General features: G+C 59.7%; 22 protein-coding genes. 9 read left to right on the forward strand and 13 right to left on the reverse strand.

What is annotated here, in order from left to right; genetic code table 11:
* Positions 1–57: 57 nt before the first annotated feature.
* Positions 58–792 (reverse strand): DUF899 domain-containing protein, encoded by a 735-nt coding sequence (locus ACA071_RS07580; RefSeq protein WP_497643796.1) that lies wholly within the window; start codon positions 790–792, stop codon positions 58–60.
* A 176-nt stretch (positions 793–968) separates the two neighbouring features.
* Between ACA071_RS07580 and ACA071_RS07585 the strand changes: the two genes are divergently transcribed.
* Complete coding sequence (locus tag ACA071_RS07585) at positions 969–1,358, forward strand: transcriptional regulator (protein WP_169371102.1); 390 nt, start codon at positions 969–971, stop codon at positions 1,356–1,358.
* A gap of 102 nt (positions 1,359–1,460) precedes the next feature.
* On the opposite strand, the gene ACA071_RS07590 is transcribed toward ACA071_RS07585, so the two are convergent.
* The 3 genes from ACA071_RS07590 to ACA071_RS07600 form a co-directional block, all read right to left on the reverse strand.
* Positions 1,461–2,330: a DUF6279 family lipoprotein gene (locus ACA071_RS07590; protein WP_497643797.1), complete on the reverse strand. Its 870-nt coding sequence runs from the start codon at positions 2,328–2,330 to the stop codon at positions 1,461–1,463.
* A gap of 80 nt (positions 2,331–2,410) precedes the next feature.
* A complete protein-coding gene (locus ACA071_RS07595) occupies positions 2,411–3,130 on the reverse strand; it encodes a TorF family putative porin (protein WP_497643798.1) in 720 nt (239 codons plus the stop codon).
* Between the two features lie 208 nt (positions 3,131–3,338).
* Positions 3,339–3,527 carry a PFL_1563 family small protein gene (locus ACA071_RS07600; RefSeq protein WP_017337097.1) on the reverse strand — a complete coding sequence of 63 codons (189 nt, stop codon included), beginning with the start codon at positions 3,525–3,527 and terminating at the stop codon, positions 3,339–3,341.
* A gap of 352 nt (positions 3,528–3,879) precedes the next feature.
* On the opposite strand from ACA071_RS07600, the gene ACA071_RS07605 reads away from it, so the two are divergent.
* From ACA071_RS07605 to ACA071_RS07620, 4 genes are all read left to right on the forward strand, one after another.
* A complete protein-coding gene (locus ACA071_RS07605; protein ID WP_054049140.1) occupies positions 3,880–4,716 on the forward strand; it encodes a CvfB family protein in 837 nt (278 codons plus the stop codon).
* 46 nt (positions 4,717–4,762) lie between these two features.
* Complete coding sequence (locus ACA071_RS07610) at positions 4,763–5,167, forward strand: DUF2177 family protein (protein WP_497643799.1); 405 nt, start codon at positions 4,763–4,765, stop codon at positions 5,165–5,167.
* Positions 5,168–5,531: 364 nt separating this feature from the next.
* A complete protein-coding gene (locus tag ACA071_RS07615; protein WP_497643800.1) occupies positions 5,532–6,977 on the forward strand; it encodes an NCS1 family nucleobase:cation symporter-1 in 1,446 nt (481 codons plus the stop codon).
* A gap of 153 nt (positions 6,978–7,130) precedes the next feature.
* Positions 7,131–8,063, forward strand: a complete 933-nt coding sequence (locus ACA071_RS07620; protein ID WP_497643801.1) for a DMT family transporter — start codon at positions 7,131–7,133, stop codon at positions 8,061–8,063.
* On the opposite strand, the gene ACA071_RS07625 is transcribed toward ACA071_RS07620, so the two are convergent.
* A complete protein-coding gene (locus ACA071_RS07625) occupies positions 8,008–9,186 on the reverse strand; it encodes an MFS transporter (RefSeq protein ID WP_497643802.1) in 1,179 nt (392 codons plus the stop codon). The two genes, ACA071_RS07620 and ACA071_RS07625, sit on opposite strands and share 56 nt — an antisense overlap.
* A gap of 103 nt (positions 9,187–9,289) precedes the next feature.
* On the opposite strand from ACA071_RS07625, the gene ptrR reads away from it, so the two are divergent.
* Both ptrR and ACA071_RS07635 read left to right on the forward strand, forming a co-directional pair.
* Entirely contained in the window at positions 9,290–10,183 is an 894-nt protein-coding gene (ptrR, locus tag ACA071_RS07630; RefSeq protein WP_497643803.1) for a putrescine utilization regulator PtrR, read from the forward strand.
* 139 nt (positions 10,184–10,322) lie between these two features.
* The gene (locus ACA071_RS07635; protein ID WP_003184145.1) at positions 10,323–10,451 is read left to right on the forward strand and encodes a PA1414 family protein; all 129 of its coding nucleotides are present in this window, start codon (positions 10,323–10,325) and stop codon (positions 10,449–10,451) included.
* 194 nt (positions 10,452–10,645) lie between these two features.
* Here ACA071_RS07635 and ACA071_RS07640 read toward each other — a convergent pair whose 3' ends face one another.
* The 6 genes from ACA071_RS07640 to speB all read right to left on the reverse strand — a co-directional run bounded on the left by ACA071_RS07640 (position 10,646) and on the right by speB (position 16,248).
* Positions 10,646–10,897 (reverse strand): acyl carrier protein, encoded by a 252-nt coding sequence (locus ACA071_RS07640; RefSeq protein ID WP_497643804.1) that lies wholly within the window; start codon positions 10,895–10,897, stop codon positions 10,646–10,648.
* 54 nt (positions 10,898–10,951) lie between these two features.
* A complete protein-coding gene (locus ACA071_RS07645; protein ID WP_497643805.1) occupies positions 10,952–11,677 on the reverse strand; it encodes an MBL fold metallo-hydrolase in 726 nt (241 codons plus the stop codon).
* 85 nt (positions 11,678–11,762) lie between these two features.
* The gene (locus ACA071_RS07650; RefSeq protein WP_497643806.1) at positions 11,763–13,142 is read right to left on the reverse strand and encodes a sodium:solute symporter family protein; all 1,380 of its coding nucleotides are present in this window, start codon (positions 13,140–13,142) and stop codon (positions 11,763–11,765) included.
* Positions 13,143–13,299: 157 nt separating this feature from the next.
* Positions 13,300–14,811, reverse strand: a complete 1,512-nt coding sequence (locus tag ACA071_RS07655; protein ID WP_497643807.1) for a purine-cytosine permease family protein — start codon at positions 14,809–14,811, stop codon at positions 13,300–13,302.
* Positions 14,812–14,865: 54 nt separating this feature from the next.
* Positions 14,866–15,288 carry a YybH family protein gene (locus ACA071_RS07660; protein WP_497643808.1) on the reverse strand — a complete coding sequence of 141 codons (423 nt, stop codon included), beginning with the start codon at positions 15,286–15,288 and terminating at the stop codon, positions 14,866–14,868.
* Between the two features lie 9 nt (positions 15,289–15,297).
* A complete protein-coding gene (speB, locus tag ACA071_RS07665; protein ID WP_497643809.1) occupies positions 15,298–16,248 on the reverse strand; it encodes an agmatinase in 951 nt (316 codons plus the stop codon).
* Between the two features lie 367 nt (positions 16,249–16,615).
* Here speB and ACA071_RS07670 point away from each other — a divergent pair, with 367 nt between their 5' ends.
* On the forward strand, positions 16,616–17,512 hold the full coding sequence (locus tag ACA071_RS07670) for a LysR family transcriptional regulator (RefSeq protein WP_008153227.1): 897 nt from the start codon (positions 16,616–16,618) through the stop codon (positions 17,510–17,512).
* Between the two features lie 13 nt (positions 17,513–17,525).
* Complete coding sequence (locus ACA071_RS07675) at positions 17,526–18,119, forward strand: tRNA-uridine aminocarboxypropyltransferase (RefSeq protein WP_497643810.1); 594 nt, start codon at positions 17,526–17,528, stop codon at positions 18,117–18,119.
* Positions 18,120–18,231: 112 nt separating this feature from the next.
* Here ACA071_RS07675 and ACA071_RS07680 read toward each other — a convergent pair whose 3' ends face one another.
* Together ACA071_RS07680 and ACA071_RS07685 are read right to left on the reverse strand one after the other, a co-directional pair.
* Positions 18,232–19,599 carry an HlyD family type I secretion periplasmic adaptor subunit gene (locus tag ACA071_RS07680; RefSeq protein ID WP_497643811.1) on the reverse strand — a complete coding sequence of 456 codons (1,368 nt, stop codon included), beginning with the start codon at positions 19,597–19,599 and terminating at the stop codon, positions 18,232–18,234.
* Between the two features lie 9 nt (positions 19,600–19,608).
* Positions 19,609–21,768 carry a type I secretion system permease/ATPase gene (locus tag ACA071_RS07685; RefSeq protein WP_497643812.1) on the reverse strand — a complete coding sequence of 720 codons (2,160 nt, stop codon included), beginning with the start codon at positions 21,766–21,768 and terminating at the stop codon, positions 19,609–19,611.
* Between the last annotated feature and the right edge of the window lie 90 nt (positions 21,769–21,858).

Genomic DNA, 21,858 nt, shown 5'->3' on the forward strand with positions numbered 1-21,858 from the left:
CATCGATGTCTGAGGTTAGTCAGTCATCGCAAGCAAGCTCACTCCCACAGGAGGGCGCTATCCCCCATGGCAGCAGCTGGACGAAGCCTTGTCTTCGTATTTGTCGTGATGCTTCACCCATTCCATGATTTCTTCTTCATTACGGCCCTTAGGCGTCAGGTCGAGGTAGTTGTAGGCGCCGACCAGCATGTCCAGACCCCGTTCGTAGGTGGAGTAGGTGTGGAAGATGTCACCGGCTTCGTTGCGATAAAACACGCTGAGACCGGGTAGTTCTTCTTCGGTCCAGTCGGATTTTTCGTAGTTGTAGGTAGCCGTTCCAGCTGCGACGTCTTCGGCTCGGGCTGAAACGCCAAAGTCGTAGTTGAAATCGCAACCTTCCGACGACACCCAATCAAATTTCCAGCCCATGCGCCGCTTGAAAGCCTGGAACTCGGCGAGCGGTGCGTGGGAAACCGCCACCACCGCCACGTCATGGTGAGCCAGGTGCAGGTTGGCGCCGTCGATGTGGTCAGAGAGGAACGAGCAGCCGGAGCAGCCCTCGTCCCAGCCTTTGGCGAACATGAAGTGATAGACGACGAGTTGGCTGCGGCCGCCGAACAAGTCGGCCAGTTTCAATTCGCCATTCGGGCCTTGGAAGCGGTAGTCCTTGTCGATCTTCACCCAAGGCAGGGCGCGGCGCTCGACGCTGAGTTTGTCGCGTTCTTTGGTGAAGGCTTTTTCGTGGGCCAGGTGTTGCTTGCGGGCGGCGAGCCATTCTTCTCGCGATACGACGGGATGATTCTGAATGTTCATTGGGTTTTCTCCTGCAGGATGCTGGGAGTTGGCTTACACAACCTAGTCGTTCGGCCTGTGGGAATTTCGACATACCACCGGTCAGCGCCGTTCAAAACCCCGGCTGAACGGCTACCCAACCTGCCGGTCACAACCTATGAAGGCCATCACACACTCTGGCTTGGAGGTTGAACAGGATGACGACTTATAACTGGGATTTGATTGAACGCTTGCTGCACGAAGTGCAGCACGGTGAAGGCAGCTACACGCCTCGGGCCTATGCCGAGCAATACGCGGCGGAGAAAGCATCGGAAGGCGAGCAGACTGAAAACCTGGATCACCTCAAAGCGGTGGCCGGTGAGTACGAAAAACTGCTGTTGGAACGCGGCTATATCGAGCCCCGGCCGGAAGAGCAGGGTGGTAGTGGCTCGAATTACATTTTGACGCCGCGGGGCTCGAGTCTGTTGAGCTTGATCGACAGCAGCATTCCGGGGAATGACCATCCGCGGCAAGTGCTGGATGAACAGGCGGATGCGCTGGATGAAGTGACGTTTGATGAGGTGGCGTCGAAGGCGCAGATTGCCTGATTTTCTGTTAACAGCAAAAGATCGCAGCCTTTGGCAGCTCCTACAGGTGTACACAGAACTCTGTAGGAGCTGCCGAAGGCTGCGATCTTTTGATCTTGCTTTTTAACCCTGCTTCACCGCCTTCAAACATTTCAAATCACTGAAATCCTTCCTCACCCCATCAATCTTCTTCAACAACCGCTGCCGTTGAGCCGGCGTGCTCTCGGCCATCAAATCCAGCAGCAACTCCCGGGCCTGGTCCTCGGTATTGGCATAAGCCTGGCGGTAAGCCGGTGTCCATAAACTCTCGCGGTTGACCAGAAGCGTCTCGATCCGCTGTGGGAATTCTGGACTTTGGCGCTGCGCGACTGCCGCGCTGAACTGCTTCTGCCAATGCACGCGGTTAGCGATCCATTGTTGGTTTTGATCGCCCAGGGCGTTCGACCAGGCCATCACCCGTTGTTGCTGGGTGGGGCTGAGCGGGCCTAGCCAGTCATTCAGGCGTTTGTCCATGCGCGCGCCACGGTCCTTGATTTGCTGGTCGAGAGACGGCTTGAGGTAATCCTCCTGACGTTTGCGTTGGTCCTTGGCGAAGGCCTCGTTCATTTCCGCCACTTGCTGGTCATCCAACCCCTGCAACAACTCGATGGCCGACGGGGTGATTTCCCGGGCGGTCTGGGCGATGGCCTGTTTGGCTTCCTGGGTGCGGGCCTTTAGCGCATCGTCGGTGACCTGATTGGTTTCGACCATGGCTTGCAAGCGGTCCAGCCAATCCAGATAACCCGGCAGCTGCGTGGTGCAGTGCCAGCTCAGGTGTTCCTTGAGGCGCTCGTTGAACCAGCCTTTTTGCTCGCCGTTCATGTCCAGGTAGTCGCTGAGCGTCCACGGGATGATCACGTCGAGATTGCGGTAAGCCAGCCCCACGCGGCTGCACGCGCCGAGGGCCAGAGTGACGGTGATGAGGATGGCAATGCGTTTAAACCAGCGCGACATGGGCGAGTCCTTGCGAAGGCCTGGCTTCTTCAATGTGATTGTCTATGTGAACGCAAGATAAGCCCGGCAGTTCAAGCCAATCAATAGAAGGCGCGTTCGGCCTTCAGGGTGACCAGCCCGTCGCATTGGCTGTTGTGCCCGGAGTAAGCGGAGCAGTCGCTGCCGCTGAGGTTGGAGTCGCTGTAGATCAGGTCCAGGTCGACGCCCATGAACGCTCGGGACAGCTGCAGCGACCAGTCGGTAAAACTGCCGACCATGCCACCGTCAACGGAGACCGGCGAGTTGAGCTGGTGGGTGGTGTATTTCATGCTGATCCCGATCCCGAACGGCTGATTGCCGCCCAGGTCAGCGAACACGGTGCTGTTCTGTTTGTCCGGGTCGTTGCTGAAGGCGGCACCGAAACGGCTACCGAGAAAGGTCAAGCCACCGAACAGCTCCCGGCTGTCGAGGGTGTCCACTTTCGGATAGCTGTAATGGATCATGCCGACTTCGTAGCCGAGGGTACTGTCGAAAGGCTGTTTAAAGCCCATGTAGGAATCGATTTCCAGGTTACTGCCTGGGCTCAGCCCAGCGCTCGGTGACCACTGGCCAACGTAGAAGCCGCTGTCATGGCTCAAGTCGAGGCCGCCGTGGAACGAGCCGGTGCTGGCAGGCTTGACGAGCCCCTGGGCCATGCTGCGGCTGGAGGTGGTACCGAGTTTGAGGTCGAAGTCGCCCAATTCGCGCTGGAAGATTTGCGCATGGGCGATCGAGCACGACAGAAGTAGGCTGCCGAGCAACAAATAGGAGGGTTTGAGCATGCGTCACTCCATGAACAGCGAGGAGCAGGAATCGAAAACCTACTGAAACGCTTGATCTAGACGTGTGCAAGCATACCGGCGAATGCTCGGCATCGAAGTCCGTTCGTCGATTTATGAAATATTGATGGGTTTTGCGGGGTTTTGCGGGGGGGTTCCAGTCCAAGCGCTTCGAAGCTCAAAGCGCTTACGGACCAGTTAAAGCAGGGTGTTACTTCTTGCCGAGCGTGATTTGCTTCGACGGGCCGAATGTCTGGCCGCTGACGCCTTTGGCAATTTGCTGGATCTCGCCGCCGGACTTGAGGAACGCAGCAATCTGGTTGTTGATTGATTCGCTGGTTTCAACGGCTGGAGCTGGCTTTGCTTTGCTGTTGGATGCTTTTACACGCATGGCGGCCATTAACCTGTAGAAAATTAACTTGGCCAGGCATCGTACAGGAAATACTTGACAATTGCTTGGCAAATATCCCCCTGAAATAACCGAGGCCATCACTCGATTATTCCCAAGTCATTGTTTGAAATACCCGGCTAAGCTGCTGTTTTAAATAAGAAGATACGCCAGGAAAAAGCCCGTTGTGCTCGGCGGAAGCTGGCCAGGGGCTCCGGATCCGTCTGACGAGCGGCCGGGCGCCTGCTGCGAAAACCCAGGAAAATTAAGGCCTTCGAAGGATTTTCTCGCGCCACCGGGCTGGCTGGCGAACGCGGCCGGCAAAACCGGGTAGAATGCCGCCCACGCAATGAGGGTATTGGAAATGGCTTTAGTCGGGCGCTACAACAGTTTGCAAGTGGTTAAACACACTAACTTCGGTTTATATCTGGACGGTGGCGCGGACGGTGAAATCCTTCTGCCCAATCGTTATATCCCTAAAGATATTCCCAGCGAAGATGAAGATTGGCTCAACGTTTTTGTTTATCTGGACAGCGATGACAAACTCATCGCAACTACCGAAACACCGAAAGTTCAGGTCGGTGAATTCGCCAGTTTGAAAGTCGTTGAAGTCAACAGCATCGGCGTGTTCCTGGATTGGGGTCTGCCGAAGGATCTGTTGCTGCCGTACTCCGAAGAAAAACGCCAGATGACCGCCGGTGAGTATGTGGTGGTGCACGTCTACCTCGACAAGCACACCCGCCGCATAACCGCGACGGCGCGCCTGGACCGCTACCTGGACAAGACACCGGCTAACTACACACCGGGCCAGGAAGTTGACCTGCTGGTAGCGGAAGCGACCGACATGGGTTTCAAGGCGATCATCAACAACAAGCATTGGGGCTTGATCCACAAGAACGAAATCTTCAAGTTCATGCGCGCCGGTAAGGAAGAGAAGGGCTTTATCAAGGAAGTCCGCACCGACGGCAAGATCAGCCTGAGCCTGCAACCGGTCGGCGAAGAAGCCGCCACCAGCCTGAACTCGAAGATCCTTGCCAAGTTGCGCGACAACAACGGCACCCTGCCGATCAGCGACAAAAGCGATCCGACCCTGATCAGCAGCATGTTCGGCGTCAGCAAAGGCAACTTCAAGAAAGCCATCGGCGCGTTGTACAAGAACGGCCAGATCGTCATTCATGCTGATCGCATTGAACTAAGCTGACCGCTCGCCGGCCCCATGTAGATCGATTACATGGGGTTGGAGTGCGATGAAAAAGGCTTGCTTTGCTTACGTCGGCACCTTGCTGGCGTTTCTCCTGCTCGACGGCCTCTGGCTCGGCGTGCTGATGGCGCCGACCTACCGCGCGCTGCTCGGACCGCTGATGCTCGCCCAACCGCTGCTGGCCCCGGCAGCGCTGTTCTATCTCCTTTATGTCTTCGGTTGTGTGGTGTTCGTGGTGTTGCCGGCGCTGAGCTGGCAACGGGCCGCGCGCTTGGGCGCGTTGTTGGGGTTGGTGGCTTATGGGACTTACGACTTGAGCAACTGGGCGACGTTGAATGGGTGGTCGGCGCGGTTGGCGGTGATGGATATGGCGTGGGGTACTTTTGCGACGTGTGTGGCCTGCTCTGTTGGTTATTTTGTGGCGAACAGGATGGCGGGGAGCAAGCGATAATTTTCGATGTTTGGACGAATGCTTTCGCGAGCAGGCTCGCTTCCACAATAGATCTTCATTTGTCCTGAATTCCTTTTTCAACACAAATCCACTGTGGGAACGAGCCTGCTCGCGATTGACTGCGCAGCAGTCACCCATCCATGTTGTATACAGAAAATCCTGCACTGTTTGCAGGCGCGACTGCCCTGTTCATGGGCAATATCCCTTTTGGTATGACTGCATTGCTGGGCTCTGATCGGGGCTGAAAGCTGGATTTGTCACGCCTTTAAACTGCATGGCACGCATTCTGCGTAGCAACTCGTATACAAACGATGCCGGCTCCCGTACGCAGTGTGATGGGCCGGTACTGACGAGGAGCCCCGCGATGACCGAGCAATTGCCCAACGGCTACAGCCCACGCCTGTATAACCAGGACCTGGGGCCGCTGCCGCAGAAATGGAATTGGTACAACATCTTCGCCTTCTGGATGAGCGATGTGCACAGCGTCGGCGGTTATGTGTTCGCGGCCAGCCTGTTCGCCCTCGGGCTCGCTAGTTGGCAGGTGTTGATCGCGTTGCTCGGCGGGATCTGCATCGTGCAATTGATCGCTAACCTGGTCGCCAAGCCGAGCCAGCAAGCGGCGGTGCCGTACCCGGTGATCTGCCGACTCGCCTTCGGGGTGTTCGGGGCGAATATTCCTGCAGTCATTCGTGGCCTTATCGCCGTCGCCTGGTACGGGATTCAGACGTACCTGGCGTCCAGTGCCTTGATCATCGTCGTGCTTCGGTTTTTTCCTGCGATGGCGGCGTATGCCGAACCGCATTTTGCCGGTTTGTCCTACCTCGGCTGGTTCGGTTTCCTCAGCCTGTGGTTCGTTCAGGCGCTGGTATTCTGGACCGGCATGGAATCGATCCGACGCTTTATCGATTGGGCCGGCCCCGTGGTGTATTGCGTGATGTTCATGCTCGCGGGCTGGATCGTCTGGCAGGCGGGCTGGAGCAACATCAGCTTCACCCTCGCGGAAAAATCTCTGTCTGGTTGGGAAGCTTTCGGACAGGTGATCGTCGCAACGGCGTTGGTGGTGTCGTACTTTTCCGGCCCGACCCTGAACTTCGGCGATTTCAGTCGCTACTGCCGCAGCATGAAGGATGTGCGCCGTGGCAATTTCTGGGGCTTACCGGTTAATTTTCTGGCGTTCTCGATGGTGACGGTAGTGATCGTCTCCGGCACCTTGCCGGTGTTCGGGGAAATGCTCCACGACCCGATCGCCACGGTAGCGCGCATCGACAACAGCGTGGCGGTGCTGCTCGGTGCATTTGCCTTCGTGACCGCCACCATCGGTATCAACATCGTTGCCAACTTCGTGTCCCCGGCGTTCGACTTCGCCAACGTCGCCCCGAGTAAAATCAGCTGGCGTGCCGGCGGCATGATCGCTGCCGTGGCGTCGATCTTCATCACCCCGTGGAACCTGTTCAACAATCCCGACGTGATCCATTACACCCTCGACGTACTCGCGGCGTTTATCGGGCCGTTGTTCGGGATTCTGTTAGTGGATTACTACCTGATCAAAAAACAGCAGATCGATGTGGATGCGCTGTTTAATGACGGGCCGAGCGGGAGGTATTACTACAGCGGCGGGGTCAACTGGACGGCGGTCAAGGCGCTAATTCCTGCAACGTTGTTGGGCGTGGCAATTACCTTCACCCCGGTCCTGCAACCGATGGCCAACTTTGCCTGGTTTACCGGCTGCTTCCTGGGTGGCGCGATTTACTTTGTGTTGGCGTGGCGTGAACAAACCCAGCAAACAGGTGCAGTGGTCACCGCCGGATGACGCAACCGGGAATTTAAAGGTCTCTGGCAGGCGGCATTTTCTGGCCATCTGGTTAATAATCGACAGCATGATTTTTCGCCCCTGACCTTGAGTCGGGGGCTTTGTTTTTGACTGTCGAGTCACTGCCATGGATTGTGTTGTCGAGGTGTTCCGGTGAGCGTCACCCGGCGTAGCGCCGATGGGTTTGCCCTGCAAGTGATGCTCGGGCTGTGCCTGATCTGGGGCGTGCAGCAAGTGATGATCAAGTGGGCGGCGCCCGACATCGCGCCGGTCATGCAGGCCGCCGGGCGTTCGGGTATTTCTGCGTTGCTTGTAGGACTGATCATCTGCTGGAAGGGTGGTTGGGATCAGGTCAGCCACACCTGGCGCGGCGGACTACTGGCCGGTGCGCTGTTTGGCCTGGAATTCTTTTTCATTTCCGAAGGCTTGCAACTGACCACCGCGGCGCACATGTCGGTATTTCTCTACACCGCGCCAATCTTCACTGCATTGGGCGTTCATTGGCTCTTGCCCAGCGAGCGTTTAAGACCGGTGCAATGGCTGGGGATTTTCCTCGCGTTTGTCGGGATCGCCATTGCGTTTGCGGGTGGCGTTTCGTGGGACAACCTCGATCACCGCATGCTGATGGGGGATGCCTTGGGCGTACTGGCTGGCGCCTCGTGGGGGGCGACGACCGTGGTGGTGCGTGCCTCGCGTCTGTCGGAAGCTCCGGTGACCCTGACCCTGTTCTATCAACTGATCGTTGGTTTTGTCGGCCTGCTGCTGATCGCGGTCCTCAGCGGCCAGGTTACCCACGTCAGCCTGACCACCGTGGCGGTGGCCAGCGTGCTGTTCCAGGGTTTGGTGGTGTCGTTCTTCAGTTACCTGACCTGGTTCTGGCTGTTGCGCCGCTATCTGGCAGCGAACCTGGCGGTGTTCTCGTTCATGACGCCGCTGTTCGGCGTCACCTTTGGCGTGGTGCTGCTGGGTGAGGACCTGAGCCTCAACTTCGTGATCGGCGCGGTGCTGGTGCTGCTCGGCATCACCTTTGTCAGCGCTGAGCAGTGGGTGCGCCGTCGTTTGCGCAAAGCCCTCGGTCAGCAGTGAGTGGGCTCAGCAGCAAACCGCCGGCGATCAGCAAACCACTGCCGGCGACTATCAGCGCAGGTTGCAAACCACCGCTGAAATGGCTGCTTAACGCGGCCAGCAATGGTCCGGCAAGTTGACCGACCGCGAAGCAAGCGGTCAGCAGCCCGGCGTTGCGCTGGGTGGCGTGGGGCGCCAGTTCCCGGGAGCGTTGCATCACCAATTGCATGCAGGCCAGGAACGGCGTGCCACAGAGGATCACGCCCAGCGCCAGGCCCGGGCCGCTGCCCAGCAAGCAGGCGAAGACCCCGGCGGCTTGCAGCCATAGTGTCGCCATCAGCCAATGGCAGGTGGCGTTCGGGTTGTGTCGACGCAAACTCACCAATACCACGCCGATAGCAGCTGCCAGGCCGAAGCAGGGCCAAAACAAATCTGCCATCCATTGACCGTGGAACTGCGCGTTGGCCATTTGCGAAAGGAACGTGGCCGGGATGATGTAGCCCAATCCATACAAGGCGTAGATCACGCCTAAACGGCCGATGCCTTGGTTACCTGATGCACTGGCAGTCGGTGTTGTTACTGCGGCAGTCGATTGTGGCAGGAACGGCAGGATGGCCAGCAGCATCACCAGCGCGACGGCGGCATACACCAGCCACAAAGTCGCGGAAGTTTGCCCCAGCAGGTGCGAGCCCAAAGCCAGTAACCCCGTCAGAAAAATCCCCAGCCCCGGTCCGGCAAATACCAGCGCACCGAGCCGTGGACGACCCGCGGCGGCTGCCAGTGGCTGGCTCAGCGCAGTGATCATCACCAACACCCAGGCGCTGGCCACGCCGGTGCCGAAACGCAGCAGCAGATGGGACCAGAAGCCGTTGGCCCAGAACGATGCGAGGGTCAGCAGCACGCACAGCCACAATCCACCGAGTAAACGCAGGCGAACGTGGTGATGGCGGCGGGCAAACATCGCGTCCACCGCACCAACGAAGTAGCCGAGGTAGTTGGCCGCCGCAATCAGACCGGCGGCAGTCAGGTCGATCTGACCTTCGCTGAGCAGGTGCGGCAGTTGCGGCGTCAGGGCAAAACGCCCAATGCCCATGGCCATCATCAGGGCAATGAAACTGGCGGTTAGGCGAATCAGCGGGGACATGGTCTGAACTCCGACAGAGGATCAATGACCGTCAGGCTAAGACTGATTGACTTTCTTTAAAAATGAATAATAGTGAGTAACTTGTTCTGATTTGGAGAAGGTTGTGGAATTCAGCCAATTGCGGATTTTCCAGGCCGTCGCGCAGGAAGGTTCCATCACTCGCGCGGCCGAACGCCTGCACCGGGTGCCGTCGAACCTGTCGACCCGGCTTAAACAGCTGGAAGAGCAACTCGGCGTCGAACTGTTCCTGCGTGAACGTCAGCGTTTGCAGTTATCGCCTGCGGGAAAAGTCCTGCTGGACTACACCGCCAAGTTGTTTGCCCTGCATGACGAAGCCAGTGCGGCAGTGCAGGGCGGGCAACCGGCCGGGGACTTCGTGCTTGGTACCATGTACAGCACGGCGGCTATCCACCTTCCGGGCCTGTTGGCGCGCTATCACCGCACGTACCCGGCGGTGAACCTGCAAGTGCAGTCCGGTCCCAGCGGTGAATTGCTTGAAGGCCTGCTCACCGGGCGCCTCGATGCCGCGTTGGTGGACGGTCCGCTGCAACTGGCGGGGCTCGATGGCGTGCCGCTGTGCGACGAACGGTTGGTGCTGATCAGCGAGGCCGATCACCCGCCGATCCTCAGCGCGATGGATGTGCAGGGGCGCTCGGTGTTCACGTTTCGTCAGGGGTGTTCCTACCGAATGCGCCTGGAAGCCTGGTTCGCCCATTACCACGCGGCGATGGGCCGGGCGATGGAGATCGAGTCTTATCCGGGGATGCTGGCCTGCGTGATCGCCGGCTCAGGTGTGGCGCTGATGTCGGAGTCGATGCTCGCCAGCCTGCCGGGCCGCGAAAGCGTGACGGTGCACCCGTTGGCCGAGCCGTTTGCCAGCGCCACCACGTGGCTGATGTGGCGCAAAGGCATGTTCGGGGCGAATTTGAACGCGTGGTTGGAGCAGCAACAATTGGTCTATCCGACGGCGCCGAGTCAGGCCCGGGCGCTGGCTTGAACTATCGGTCAGCTATTTTGATCCATTCAGTAACAGATCATTGCGATCTTGGGCGAGCATTGCGTAGGACTTCGGACTATTATCAGTGCGAAGTGGCTACAGAATTCCGGCCACTCGGCACTACCCTGAAGGGGGCACCATGAAAGAGAAAATCCAAAACTGGCTGCACGACCTGGGTGTCGCACTCGGTTTGATCGAACCGCCTCTGCAACCTGTGCCTATTCGCACTGACGACGAACAGCGTCGACGCCAGCCGCGTCGCCGGTAACGAAGTGGCCGTAGCCGCCGCCGAGCAGTGCGTGTAGCAGCTGTCGAGCACCGCGAGGCAGCGTTCGGCTGCGAAGCAGTCGTAAACCCTGCGTGCATAATTTTCCTGACACACCGAGCCGGTTGGTTTCACGACGACTTCGTCGCCGAACGCAGCCTCGCAGGCTCGGCAGCTGCTACAAGGGCTGCGCTAATTCAATGCCGCCCAATCTTCACTAAAAACCGACTCAAGTCATTCGCCGTCCTGGCGTTCTTGAGCATCCGGTCTTCCTCCGCCGTAAACGCCGTCAACCCCAGCTCATCTTCCAGATGAAAGATCAGTTCCTCGATATCCTCTTTGTCCAATCCCAACTGCGCCAGGCTGGTGTTGTCGTCGAAGTCATCCCGTCCTTCCAGCAGGCGGCTGATAAAGCGGTGCACGGCAGCACGAACGGCGGCTCTGGTCATGGTCGTTCTTCGAGGGCGTTATTGTTGTTGTCCCAGGGCTGAGTACAGCAGGCTTCAGCCGTGGGAGCGCTGCCACTCGTCAATCATCCCGCGTAAGTGCTCCCCGGAAAAACTGCCGAAATGCCCGCCGTGCACGGTGCGGATCGGCAGCGCGCGCAAGCGTTGCAAGCTGCGGGCGTAGTCGTCGAGGTTGGAGTGGTAGGCGTCTTCGATCAGCGGCCCGTCGTAAATGATGTCGCCGCTGAAGAGGGTTTCGGTTGCCGCCTCATAAAGGCTGATACCGCCCGGCGAATGCCCCGGCGTGTGCAGCACTTGCAGGACGCGATCACCCAGATCCAGCACGTCACCTTCTTCGATCAAACCTGTGGCTGGTGCGGCTTTGACCCGGTATTCGGCGTAGCACAATGGGCAGTCGGGGTGAGCCTCGAACATGTCGTCGCCGACAAAGGCTTTGCTCAAATCGTTGTCGCCGTCCGGTGCGGCGAGGATGTCCGCCTCAGCCGGATGCACCAGCCGTTCGGGGAATTCGTGATGACCGGCGATGTGGTCGAAATGGCAATGACTGGCCACGGCTACCAGCGGCCGTTCGGTGATCCACGGCAGTTGCTCGCGCAGGCTCACCAGCCCGGAACCGCTGTCCAGCAGCAGATCCTTGTCGCGGCCCTGAATGTGCCAGAGGTTGCAGCGATAGAAGGGGCGGATGTAAGTCTCGTGAATCAGGCGAATGCCGTCACTGAGCTGTTTGACTTCAAACCACTGATCGCGAGAAACAATCTTCATCAAAGGTTTTCTCCAGACGAAAAAAAACGGGTGTGGCAACCGACGCCACACCCGTCGAAGAAAGCATCAAGTCGTTATGTTCAGCTTAGGCGGCGCTGGCCACCACTGCAGGGCGAGGGGACAGCAAGCTGACCACCACGAAACTCACCAGACCTACGCCGAGGCTGTAGTAGATCGGGGTGTTGGCATCCAGACCGTCTTTGAACATGAACAGCAACGCTGTGGCGAAGCCCATGCCCATGCTGGCGATAGCGCCGGCGGTGTTTGCGCGTTTCCAGAAAATCGCACCGATCAGCGGGATCAGCATGCCGCCCACCAGCAGGTTGTACGCCAGTGTCAGGGCGCTGATCACGTCATTCACGACCAGTGCGATGCCGAGCACCACCAGGCCGGTCAGCAGGGTGAACAGACGGTTCATGCCCAGGGTCGACTGTTTACCGCCACGCAGTTTCGGCAGCAGGTCTTCGGTCAGGGTGGTGGCAGCGGCGAGCAGGCCGGCGCTGGCAGTGGACATCATCGCAGCCAGCGCCGCCGCGATCACCAGGCCACGGATACCGTCCGGCAGGGACAGCTTAACGATAGCGGCGAAGGCGTTGTTGACGTTGTCCAGGTCCGGGATCAGCACGTGAGCGGCCATGCCGATCAGGGCGCAGGCCAGTCCATAAAGGATGCAGTAGAAGCCTGCGAATGTGCCGGCGACCTGAGCCACTTTGGCGCTCTTGACGGTGAACACCCGTTGCCAGATGTCCTGGCCAATCAGGATGCCGAAGAAGTAGATCATGAAGTAGGTGATGATCGTGTCCCAGCCGATGGTGGTGAAGCTGAAGGCGCTCGCCGGCAGTTTCAGCACCAACTGATCCCAACCGCCAACGCGGTACAGGCAGATTGGCAACAGGATGAACATCAGGCCTACGGTCTTGATCACGAACTGGACGATGTCTGTCAGGGTCAGCGACCACATGCCGCCGATGGCCGAGTAGATCACCACCACGCCACCGCCGAGCAACACCGAAATCCAGAATGGCAGCCCGAACAGCACTTGCAGCACGGTGCCAATGGCCAGGATCGAGACCACGCCGATCATCAGCGCATACGCCAGCATGATTACCGCGCTCGCGGAGCGGGCCATCGGGTTGTAGCGTTTTTCCAGCACCTGGGTAACGGTGTAGATCTTCAGTTTCAGCAGCGGTTTGGCGAGGAACAGGTTCAGCGCGACGATCCCGCAACCCAGTGCGGCGCACAGCCAGAAACCGGAGATGCCATGGACGTAGCCCAAACGCACAGTGCCGACGGTGGATGCGCCGCCCAGCACGGTGGCGGCCATGGTGCCCATGTACAGGCTCGGGCCGAGGTTGCGGCCGGCGACCAAAAAGTCTTCGTTGGTCTTGGCTTTGCGCATGCCGTAATAGCCGAGTATCAGCATCGCGGCGGCGTAGATGAGTACGACGAATAAATCCAATGCCATGATGGCGTGTCTCCGATTGTCTTTTTTATGGTGAGGCGAACATCAATTCCCTTGTGGGAGCGGGCTTGCTCGCGAGAGCGGTTTGTCAGTCACATTGATGTTGAATGTGCCGCCGTCTTCGCGAGCAAGCCCGCTCCCACAGGGGTAATGCGTTGAGTCAGGCGGCTTGGCGCATCGCCGGTTTACCGAGCGAATCCGTGCCTTTGCTACGAGCATCCTGCGGGCCAAACACTTCCCGCGGTTCCGGGAACAGGCTCAGCAACGCGAAGTACACCAGCGACGCCAGGCCCAAGGTCACAGGCAGGCTGATGTCGATGCCACCGGCCAAATTGCCCAGCACACCGACGAACTGCCCCGGCAGGTTCACAAAGCACAAACCCACCAGCGCACTCGGGATCCAGGCTCCCAGGCCACGCCAGTTCCAGCCGTGGGTGAACCAGTAGCGGCCACCTTTCTCGCCACGGGTGAACACTTGCAGGTCATCCGGGCAGTAGAAGCCGCGACGCACCACCAGGCCGATGATCATGATCACCATCCACGGGGTAGTGCAGGTGATGATCAGCACGGCGAAGGTCGACACGCTCTGTACCAGGTTCGCCGCAAAGCGCCCGATGAAGATGAAGGCAATCGACATCACACCGATCAGCAATGTTGCCTTGACCCGCGACAGCACCCGAGGGAACACGCTGGACATGTCCAGCCCGGTGCCATACAGCGACGTGGTGCCGGTGGACATGCCGCCGATCACCGCAATCAGGCACACCGGCAGGAAGAACCAGCTCGGCGAAACGGCCAGCAGACCGCCGACGTAGTTGTTGGCTGCGATATAGTCCGGTGCCTTGATCGCCACGATGGTCGCGGTGGCCAGGCCGAACAGGAACGGGATCAGCGTCGCGATTTGCGCCGCAATCACCGCGAACATGATTCGGCCCTTCGGGGTTTCACGCGGGATGTAGCGCGACCAGTCACCGAGAAACGCACCGAAGGAAATCGGATTGCTCATGGCCACCAGCGCGGCGCCGATGAAGGCGGCCCAGAAACCGGCCTGTCCCAGGGCGACGGTGCCGGCGAACTGACTGTCGAAGGTCGGGGCGAATGCAAAGATGCCGAGCAGGAACAGCAGGCTGGCGGCCCACACCGCGATGCGATTGACCCACAGCATGAAGCGGAAGCCGTAGATGCACACGGTCAGCACGAGGATCGCAAACAGACCGTAGGCCAGGCCCAGGGTCAGGTCGGTTTCCGGCAGGCCGATCAGCCGTTTGGCGCCACCGATCAGCGCATCTCCCGAACTCCATACCGAGAGCGAGAAGAAGGCGATGGCGGTCAACAGCGACAGAAACGAACCGACAATCCGTCCGTGCACGCCGAAGTGCGCACCGGAGGACACCGCGTTATTGGTGCCATTGATCGGCCCGAACAGACCCATCGGCGCAAGGATCAGCGCGCCAAGCACTACGCCCAGCACAATCGCCCACACGCCCGCCTGGAAGGAAAGGCCGAACAGCACGGGAAAACTGCCGAGCACCGCTGTGGCGAAAGTATTGGCGCCGCCGAAGATCAAGCGAAACAGGTCGCTGGGTTTGGCGTCGCGCTCATGATCCGGGATCTGTTCGACCCCGTTTGTTTCAATGCTGCTAAGGCTTTTTTCTTTGTTGTTGTTATTCATGATCAGCTCCGATCATAAAGGCGCGCTCATCGTGCGTGAGCGTCACCTGTTTGGCTAAGGGGAGGGCAGCCCTTCCGGCATTGCGGACAAATGTTCATGGCAGGCTAGCCAATGGCCTTGTTGTTCTTGGCCAGACGCTTGTTTCTTGAAAACAATCGTCTCGCGCTCCTGGCTGAAGTGTTGCTCCCCTTGCATGCGCAGCTCGGTGGCCACGTCATGGATGAAAATCGCCACGTCACCCTGCAGGCTGACGAAGGCGTTGCTCGAGGTGCACGAGAGCACTTCGAAGCCATCCTCGGTGCGCCAGCTATCCCACAACGCCTGATAGGCATCGCGCGACAGCAGAGGCTGTTCGAGGGTGTAGAACACGAAGCTGGCATCGGTGCTGAACGCACCGAAGTAGGCTTCGCGATCGTTACGGGCGAAGGCGGTCACCAGATCGGCGGCCGCTTTCAAAACCTGATCGCGTTCGTTCATGACCAATCCTCAGCGGTGGGCCACGCCAGGCAGTACGCAGAGCATTTCGTACAGCAGGTTGGCGGCCAGCAGCGAGGTGTTGCCGGTGGTGTCATAAGCCGGCGAGACTTCTACCAGATCGCAGCCGACCAGGTCGAGGCCTTGGCAGCCTCGCACGATTTCAATCGCCTGAATGGTCGTCAGACCACCGATTTCCGGGGTGCCGGTGCCAGGCGCCCAGGCCGGGTCGATGCCGTCGATGTCGAAACTCAGGTACACCGGACCGCCGCCGACTTTCTCGCGAACTTCGGCCATCAGCGGTGCCAGGGATTTGTGCCAGCACTCTTCGGCCTGAACCACACGGAAGCCTTGTTTGCGGCTCCAGTTGAAGTCTTCAGCGGTGTAGCCCTGGGCGCGCAGACCAATTTGCACCACGCGGTCCGGGTCCAGAAGACCTTCTTCAACGGCGCGACGGAAGGTGGTGCCGTGGGCGATTTTCTCGCCGAACATGTGATCGTTCACATCGGCATGGGCGTCGATGTGCACCAGGCCGACCTTGCCGTGCTTTTTATGGATGGCCCGCAGGATCGGCAGGGTGATGGTGTGGTCGCCGCCCAGGGTCAGCGGGATCACGTCGTGTTCGAGGATGCTGTGGTAGGACTCTTCGATGATCCGCACGGCGTCCAGCAGGTTGAAGGTGTTGATCGCCACGTCACCGATGTCGGCGACCGACAGCGAATCGAACGGTGCAGCACCAGTGGCCATGTTGTACGGGCGGATCATCACCGATTCAGCGCGGATTTCCCGAGGCCCGAAACGGGTACCGGGGCGCAGCGAGGTGCCGATGTCCAGCGGCACGCCAATGAAGGCAGCGTCCAGGCCGGCAGCGCTCGTCAAGTGGGGGAGTCGCATCATGGTGGCGATGCCGCCGAAGCGCGGCATTTCGTTGCCGCCCAGTGGTTGGTGAAGAATCTTGTCCACGGGTAAGGCCTCATCGTCGTTGTTTTATTTATGTCAGTGCGCCGTTCACGGGAGAGACGGGCACCGCTGTGGGCCGATCATGCGAAATGTAGTGGGCGGGAAGAATCGCTACGGGCAAATACTTAGTTCAGATTTTTCTAAACTAATGGAAAATGTGACGATAGACTCACAACGCATTATCTCGTCGTGCCCTGTAGCAGCTGTCGAGCACCGCGAGGCAGCGTTCGGCGGCGCAGCCGTCGTGAAATCAGACAACGCGGTGTTTCAGGAAAACCTCGCGTTCAGGTTTTACGACGGCTGCGCCGCCGAACGCTGCCTCGCGGTGCTCGACAGCTGCTACGGGATCGGTTTTCTGCTGGAGTACCCCATGGCCAACGCTTTACCCGACCTGAAACTGTTGCGCATCTTCGTCAGCGTGGTCCGTCATCAGGGGTTTGCCAACGCCCAGCAAGAGCTCAACCTCTCGACCTCGGCGATCAGTACCTACATGAGCCAGCTCGAAGCGGCGCTTGGCCTGGTGCTCTGCCATCGCGGTCGCGGCGGTTTCAGCCTGACCAGCAAGGGCGAGTTGTTCCACCAGGAAACCCTGCGGCTATTGGGCGAACTCGAAGGTTTCGAGCAATACGCGGCAGCGTTGAAGGGCGAACTGCGCGGCACCTTGAACCTCGGCGTCATCGATTCCACCGTCAGCGACAAGGCCTTGCCCTTCGCCGAAGCCATCGGCGCCTACAGCCAGGAACACCCGGCGGTGCATTTGCATTTGTCGGTGATGAGCCCCTACGAACTGCAACTCGGCGTGCAGGACAACCGCCTCGACCTGGCCATCGGCGCGTTTTCCACGCGCATGAGCGGGCTGGTCTATATGCCGCTGTACCGCGAGCAGCACTGGCTGTATTGCAGCAGCCGTCACCCGTTGTTCACCGAGCGGCGTATTCCCGAACAAGTCATCACCCAGCAACGCATGGTCGGCCGTGGCTATTGGAGCCAGGCGGAACTGGCGCGTCACGGCTTCAAACACAGCGCCGCCACCGTGGAAAGTATGGAAGCGCAGCTGATTCTGGTGCTGTCCGGCGCCTACATCGGCTACCTGCCGGAGCACTATGCGCAGGCCTGGGCCGACAAGGGTGATTTGCGGGTGTTGCTGCCGGCGACCTTTGGTTATCAGGCACCGTTCTCGATGATCGTACGCCGTGGCCGCAGCCGCGAACCGCTGATCCAGACCTTCCGCGATTTGCTTAAAGCACAGCTCAACCAGGCTGCTTAAAGGAAAAAGAAGCATGCCCAGAATCCAATGCCCGCGCTGCCTGCGCCCACAAACCCATTGCCTGTGCCCGCTGATCCCAAGCCTCGACAGCCGCACCCGGGTGTTGCTGTTGCAGCATCCCAGTGAAGTGAACCATGCGCTGAACACCGCGCGTCTCGCCGCATTGGGCTTGAAGAATGCCGAGCTGATCGTCGGTGAGGTGTTCGAGGATTTGCCGGCGCTGTTGAACCAGCCCGGTTATCAGGCGCGGTTGTTGTTTCCTGCTGACGAGGCGCAGCCTTTGCAGTGCTATGCGGAAAATGATCAGCCGCTGTTGCTGGTGGTCCCGGACGGCACCTGGCGCAAGGCGCGCAAGATGTTGCACCTCAATCCGTTGCTGGCGGCGTTGCCCCGCGTGACCCTGGTGGATGGCGGCGTGTCGCGGTATCGCTTGCGCAAGGCGCCGGGGCCGGGGGCGTTGTCGACGGTAGAGGCGATTGCGCAGGCGTTGCAGACGCTGGAAGCGCCGACGTCGTTCGAGCCGTTGTTGAAACCGTTCGAGGCGTTGATCGAGGGGCAGATTGCGGCGATGGGGGAGGAGACTTACCAAAAGAACCACGGCGGTTAGATGATCGTTCCCACGCTCCGCGTAGGAATGCATCCCGTGACGCTCTGCGTCACATCCGGAAAGGGACGCGGAGCGTTCCGGGCGGCGTTCCCACGCGGAGCGTGGGAACGATCTAGCGTTCGCGCATCGCTTCGGTCCGGGCCTTAAGCACTGGTTTCAGCAGATAATCCAGCACACTTTTCTCCCCGGTAATAATGTCCACCGTCGCCACCATTCCCGGAATAATCAGCAACGGTTTCACATCCCCGCCCAAGTGGTTCTTATCGGTCCTGACCTGAATCAGGTAGAAGCTGTTGCCCTTGTCATCGGTAATCGTGTCCGCGCCGATCAACTCCAGCTTCGCGCTCAACCCACCATAAATCGTGTAGTCATAGGCACTGAACTTGACCATGGCTTTCTGGCCCGGGTGCAGGAACGCCACGTCCTGCGGCCGGACCTTGGCTTCGATCAGCAGGTTGTCTTCCAGCGGCACGATTTCCACCATGTCGCTGCCCGGCTGCACCACGCCGCCGATGGTGTTGACCTTCAATACCTTGATGATCCCGTGCACCGGCGACACCACCGTGGTGCGGGTCACCCGGTCGTCGATGGCGATGCTGGAGGCGGTGATTTTCGACAGGTCGGTGCGTTTTTCATTCAGCTCCTTGGCCGCATCCGAGCGGAAGGATTGCTCCGATTCGTCGATCTTGCTTTTGATCTCGTTAATCGCCGATTCCGCCCGAGGAATCGCCAACGTGGTGGCATTCAGCGAGCCGCGAATCTCCACCGCGCTGCGTTTGAGTCGCAGGATTTCAACCGGCGACACCGCCCCGGTGCCCACCAGCGGCGCGGACATGTTCATTTCTTGTTGCAGCAACGCCAGGCTGGAACTGAATTGCCCCTGTTTCGAGCGGAACTCCGCCAGTTCCTGGGTTTTTTGCCGAAGTTGTTCGGTCAATGTGCGTTGTTCGCTGGCCAGTCGCCGTTGCCGTTGTTCGTACAGCGAGCGTTCGTCTTCGGCCACTTGCGGCGCCTTGGCGATCACTTCGGGTGAGAGCTTGAATGGCCGCCCCTCGGCCTCGGCCGACAAGCGTTCGACCTGCGCGGTCAAGGCATAGCGATCCGCCTCGCTTTCGCCCTTGTTCGACAGAAACCGCGTGTCATCCAGGCGCAGCAGGGTGTCGCCCTTGTTCACCATTTGTCCTTCGCGGACGAAGATCTCGGTGACGATGCCGCCCTCCAGGTTCTGGATCACCTGGACCTTGCTCGACGGAATCGCCTTGCCTTCGCCCATGGTGACTTCTTGCAATACCGCGAACTTGGCCCAGACCAACGCAGCGATCAGCAACCCCGCCGCCAACCACACGGTGATCCGCGACAGGCGCGGGGAATCCTGCAACGCGGCGCCGGCGGTTTCCGGCATGTATTCGCTTTCCGCACTTTTGCTGAAGCTGCCGAAGTAGCCGCGATCCTTTGAAACGTCGGACGATGAGCGAGCCATGGGCAACTCCTAGACAGCCGCAGAGCCGACACGGCCCTTGCGCAGTGCATCGATGACCGCTTCTTTCGGACCGTCGGCGACGATCCGCCCGTTGTCCAGCACCACCAGCCGATCCACCAGGCTGAGCATCGAGGTGCGGTGGGTCACCAGCAGCAGGGTTTTGCCCTGGACCCAGCTATGGAGCTTCTGCCGCAGAACGTCTTCGCTGCTGTTGTCCATGGCGCTGGTAGGTTCGTCGAGCAGCATGATCGGCGGGTCGAGCAACAATGCCCGGGCCAGCAACACCGCTTGGCGTTGACCGCCGGACAGCAGTTGTCCGCGTTCACCCACGGGGCGGTCGAAGCCTTGCGGATGCTGGCGGGCGAGTTCAGTCACACCGGTCAATTCCGCCACTTCGAGCATCCGTGAATCGCTGACGTAACGGGCGCCGAGGGTCAGGTTGTCGCGCAGGCTGCCGGCCAACAGCGGCAAGTCATGGGCGACGTAGCCGATTTGTTGGCGCAGGTCGGCGACATCGAGTTGTCGCAGATCCAGGCCATCAAGCAGCAACTGGCCTTCTTCCGGTGTGTAGAAACCCATCACCAGTCGCGCCAGGGTGCTTTTGCCCGAACCGCTGCGGCCGATGATGCCGATCCGCTCGCCGGGTTTGACGCTGAAACTGATGTTGGCCAGCGCCGGAGCGTTCTGGCCGTTGTAGTGGAAGGTCACGCCGCTGACGTCCATCGCGCCTTGCAATTGCGTGCGCTCCAGCGGACGTTGCTTGGGATCGCGTTCTTGCGGCAACGACATCAGCGCATCGGTGCTTTTCATGGTCAGCTGCGCTTGCTGGTAGCGGGTGATCAAACCGGCGATCTGCCCCAGCGGTGCGAGCACCCGGCTGCCGAGCATGTAGGTCGCCACCAGCGCGCCGACGCTGAGGTTGCCGGCGATGATGCTGTAGACCCCGGCGACGATGGTCGCCATGCCGGAAAATTGCTGGACGAACAACGTGCCGTTGGTCGCCAGAGCCGAGAGGTTGCGCGCATGGCTGTCGAGGCGGGTGAGGGCGCCGTGGGTGCTTTCCCATTTGTGCTGGCGCTCGCTTTCGGCGCTGCACGCTTTAAGGGTTTCCAGGCCACCGAGGGTTTCGATCAGCAGCGCCTGGCGTTCGGCACCGAGGCTCAAACTCTTCTGCACGGTGTCGCGCAGACGCACCTGAATGATCATCGCGAAAATGATCGTGATCGGAAACGCCAGCAAAGGAATCACCACCAGCCAGCCACCGAGCAGGCCGATCACCACCAGCATCAACACGGCGAAGGGCAGGTCGATCAGGCTGGTCAGGGTCACGGCGGTGAGAAATTCGCGCAAGCCCTGGAAGTCGTGGATGCTCTGGGCAAAACCGCCGATGGTCGCCGGTCGGGCCTTCATCGACATGCCGGTGATGCGTTCGAACAGGGTTGCGGAAAGGATCACGTCGGTTTTCTTGCCGGCGGTGTCCAGCAAGTGTGCGCGGACCACCCGCAGCACCAATTCAAACCCGGTGCCGATCAGCAGTCCGATCGCCAGCACCCACAGGGTCGAAGTGGCCTGGTTCGGCACCACCCGGTCGTAGGTTTGCATCACGAACAAGGGCACCATCAGCCCCAGCAGGTTGATCAAAAAACTGGCGAGGATCGCATCGCTGTACAGCCACTTCGACAGCTTCAGCGTGTCGCGAAACCACGCTTCGACTCGCGGTACGAGCGGCGAGCGCAGGTCTTCGAGTTCATGGCGCGGCCGGGCGAATAACGCCTGGCCACTGTAATTGGCGGTCAGCTCTTCACGGCTGACCCATTGTTCACCGCCCTCCGCTTCGCTGGGCAGAATCAACAGCTGACCATCGTCGCCAAAGCGCCGCAGCACGGCGGTACGGCCATTGTTGAGGATCAACAGGACCGGCAGATTGAGCGCGGAGATATCCGCCAGATCTCGCCTCAGCAAGCGCGCCTGCAAACTGGCCCGTGCCGCTGCGCGAGGCAGCAGATCCAGGCTCATGCGTTGCTTGTTCAGAGGCAGGCCGGCACTCAGGCTGGCGCGGCTGACTGCCGCGCCGTGGAGTTTGCAGAGGATCAACAGACCGTCCAGAAGCGGGTCATCGAAGCTCAGGCGCGGATCGACACCACTGTTGCCGGGTTCCATGCTGGTCAAATTGATCGCTCCTGTTGTTGGCACAGACCTCTACACATTGCCCCGCGTAGGCGCTGCCGCAGGCTGCGATCTTTTGACTTTGGGTTTTTC

The sequence above is a fragment of the Pseudomonas sp. LBUM1646 genome (assembly GCF_059716165.1).

What these genes read in the sequence shown, in the direction of transcription:
- ACA071_RS07580 (WP_497643796.1), bottom strand. Translation starts at nt 792, where the DNA reads ATGAACATTCAGAATCATCCCGTCGTATCGCGAGAAGAATGGCTCGCC.
- ACA071_RS07585 (WP_169371102.1), top strand. Translation starts at nt 969, where the DNA reads ATGACGACTTATAACTGGGATTTGATTGAACGCTTGCTGCACGAAGTG.
- ACA071_RS07590 (WP_497643797.1), bottom strand. Translation starts at nt 2,330, where the DNA reads ATGTCGCGCTGGTTTAAACGCATTGCCATCCTCATCACCGTCACTCTG.
- ACA071_RS07595 (WP_497643798.1), bottom strand. Translation starts at nt 3,130, where the DNA reads ATGCTCAAACCCTCCTATTTGTTGCTCGGCAGCCTACTTCTGTCGTGC.
- ACA071_RS07600 (WP_017337097.1), bottom strand. Translation starts at nt 3,527, where the DNA reads ATGGCCGCCATGCGTGTAAAAGCATCCAACAGCAAAGCAAAGCCAGCT.
- ACA071_RS07605 (WP_054049140.1), top strand. Translation starts at nt 3,880, where the DNA reads ATGGCTTTAGTCGGGCGCTACAACAGTTTGCAAGTGGTTAAACACACT.
- ACA071_RS07610 (WP_497643799.1), top strand. Translation starts at nt 4,763, where the DNA reads ATGAAAAAGGCTTGCTTTGCTTACGTCGGCACCTTGCTGGCGTTTCTC.
- ACA071_RS07615 (WP_497643800.1), top strand. Translation starts at nt 5,532, where the DNA reads ATGACCGAGCAATTGCCCAACGGCTACAGCCCACGCCTGTATAACCAG.
- ACA071_RS07625 (WP_497643802.1), bottom strand. Translation starts at nt 9,186, where the DNA reads ATGTCCCCGCTGATTCGCCTAACCGCCAGTTTCATTGCCCTGATGATG.
- ACA071_RS07635 (WP_003184145.1), top strand. Translation starts at nt 10,323, where the DNA reads ATGAAAGAGAAAATCCAAAACTGGCTGCACGACCTGGGTGTCGCACTC.
- ACA071_RS07640 (WP_497643804.1), bottom strand. Translation starts at nt 10,897, where the DNA reads ATGACCAGAGCCGCCGTTCGTGCTGCCGTGCACCGCTTTATCAGCCGC.
- ACA071_RS07645 (WP_497643805.1), bottom strand. Translation starts at nt 11,677, where the DNA reads ATGAAGATTGTTTCTCGCGATCAGTGGTTTGAAGTCAAACAGCTCAGT.
- ACA071_RS07650 (WP_497643806.1), bottom strand. Translation starts at nt 13,142, where the DNA reads ATGGCATTGGATTTATTCGTCGTACTCATCTACGCCGCCGCGATGCTG.
- ACA071_RS07655 (WP_497643807.1), bottom strand. Translation starts at nt 14,811, where the DNA reads ATGAATAACAACAACAAAGAAAAAAGCCTTAGCAGCATTGAAACAAAC.
- ACA071_RS07660 (WP_497643808.1), bottom strand. Translation starts at nt 15,288, where the DNA reads ATGAACGAACGCGATCAGGTTTTGAAAGCGGCCGCCGATCTGGTGACC.
- ACA071_RS07670 (WP_008153227.1), top strand. Translation starts at nt 16,616, where the DNA reads ATGGCCAACGCTTTACCCGACCTGAAACTGTTGCGCATCTTCGTCAGC.
- ACA071_RS07675 (WP_497643810.1), top strand. Translation starts at nt 17,526, where the DNA reads ATGCCCAGAATCCAATGCCCGCGCTGCCTGCGCCCACAAACCCATTGC.
- ACA071_RS07680 (WP_497643811.1), bottom strand. Translation starts at nt 19,599, where the DNA reads ATGGCTCGCTCATCGTCCGACGTTTCAAAGGATCGCGGCTACTTCGGC.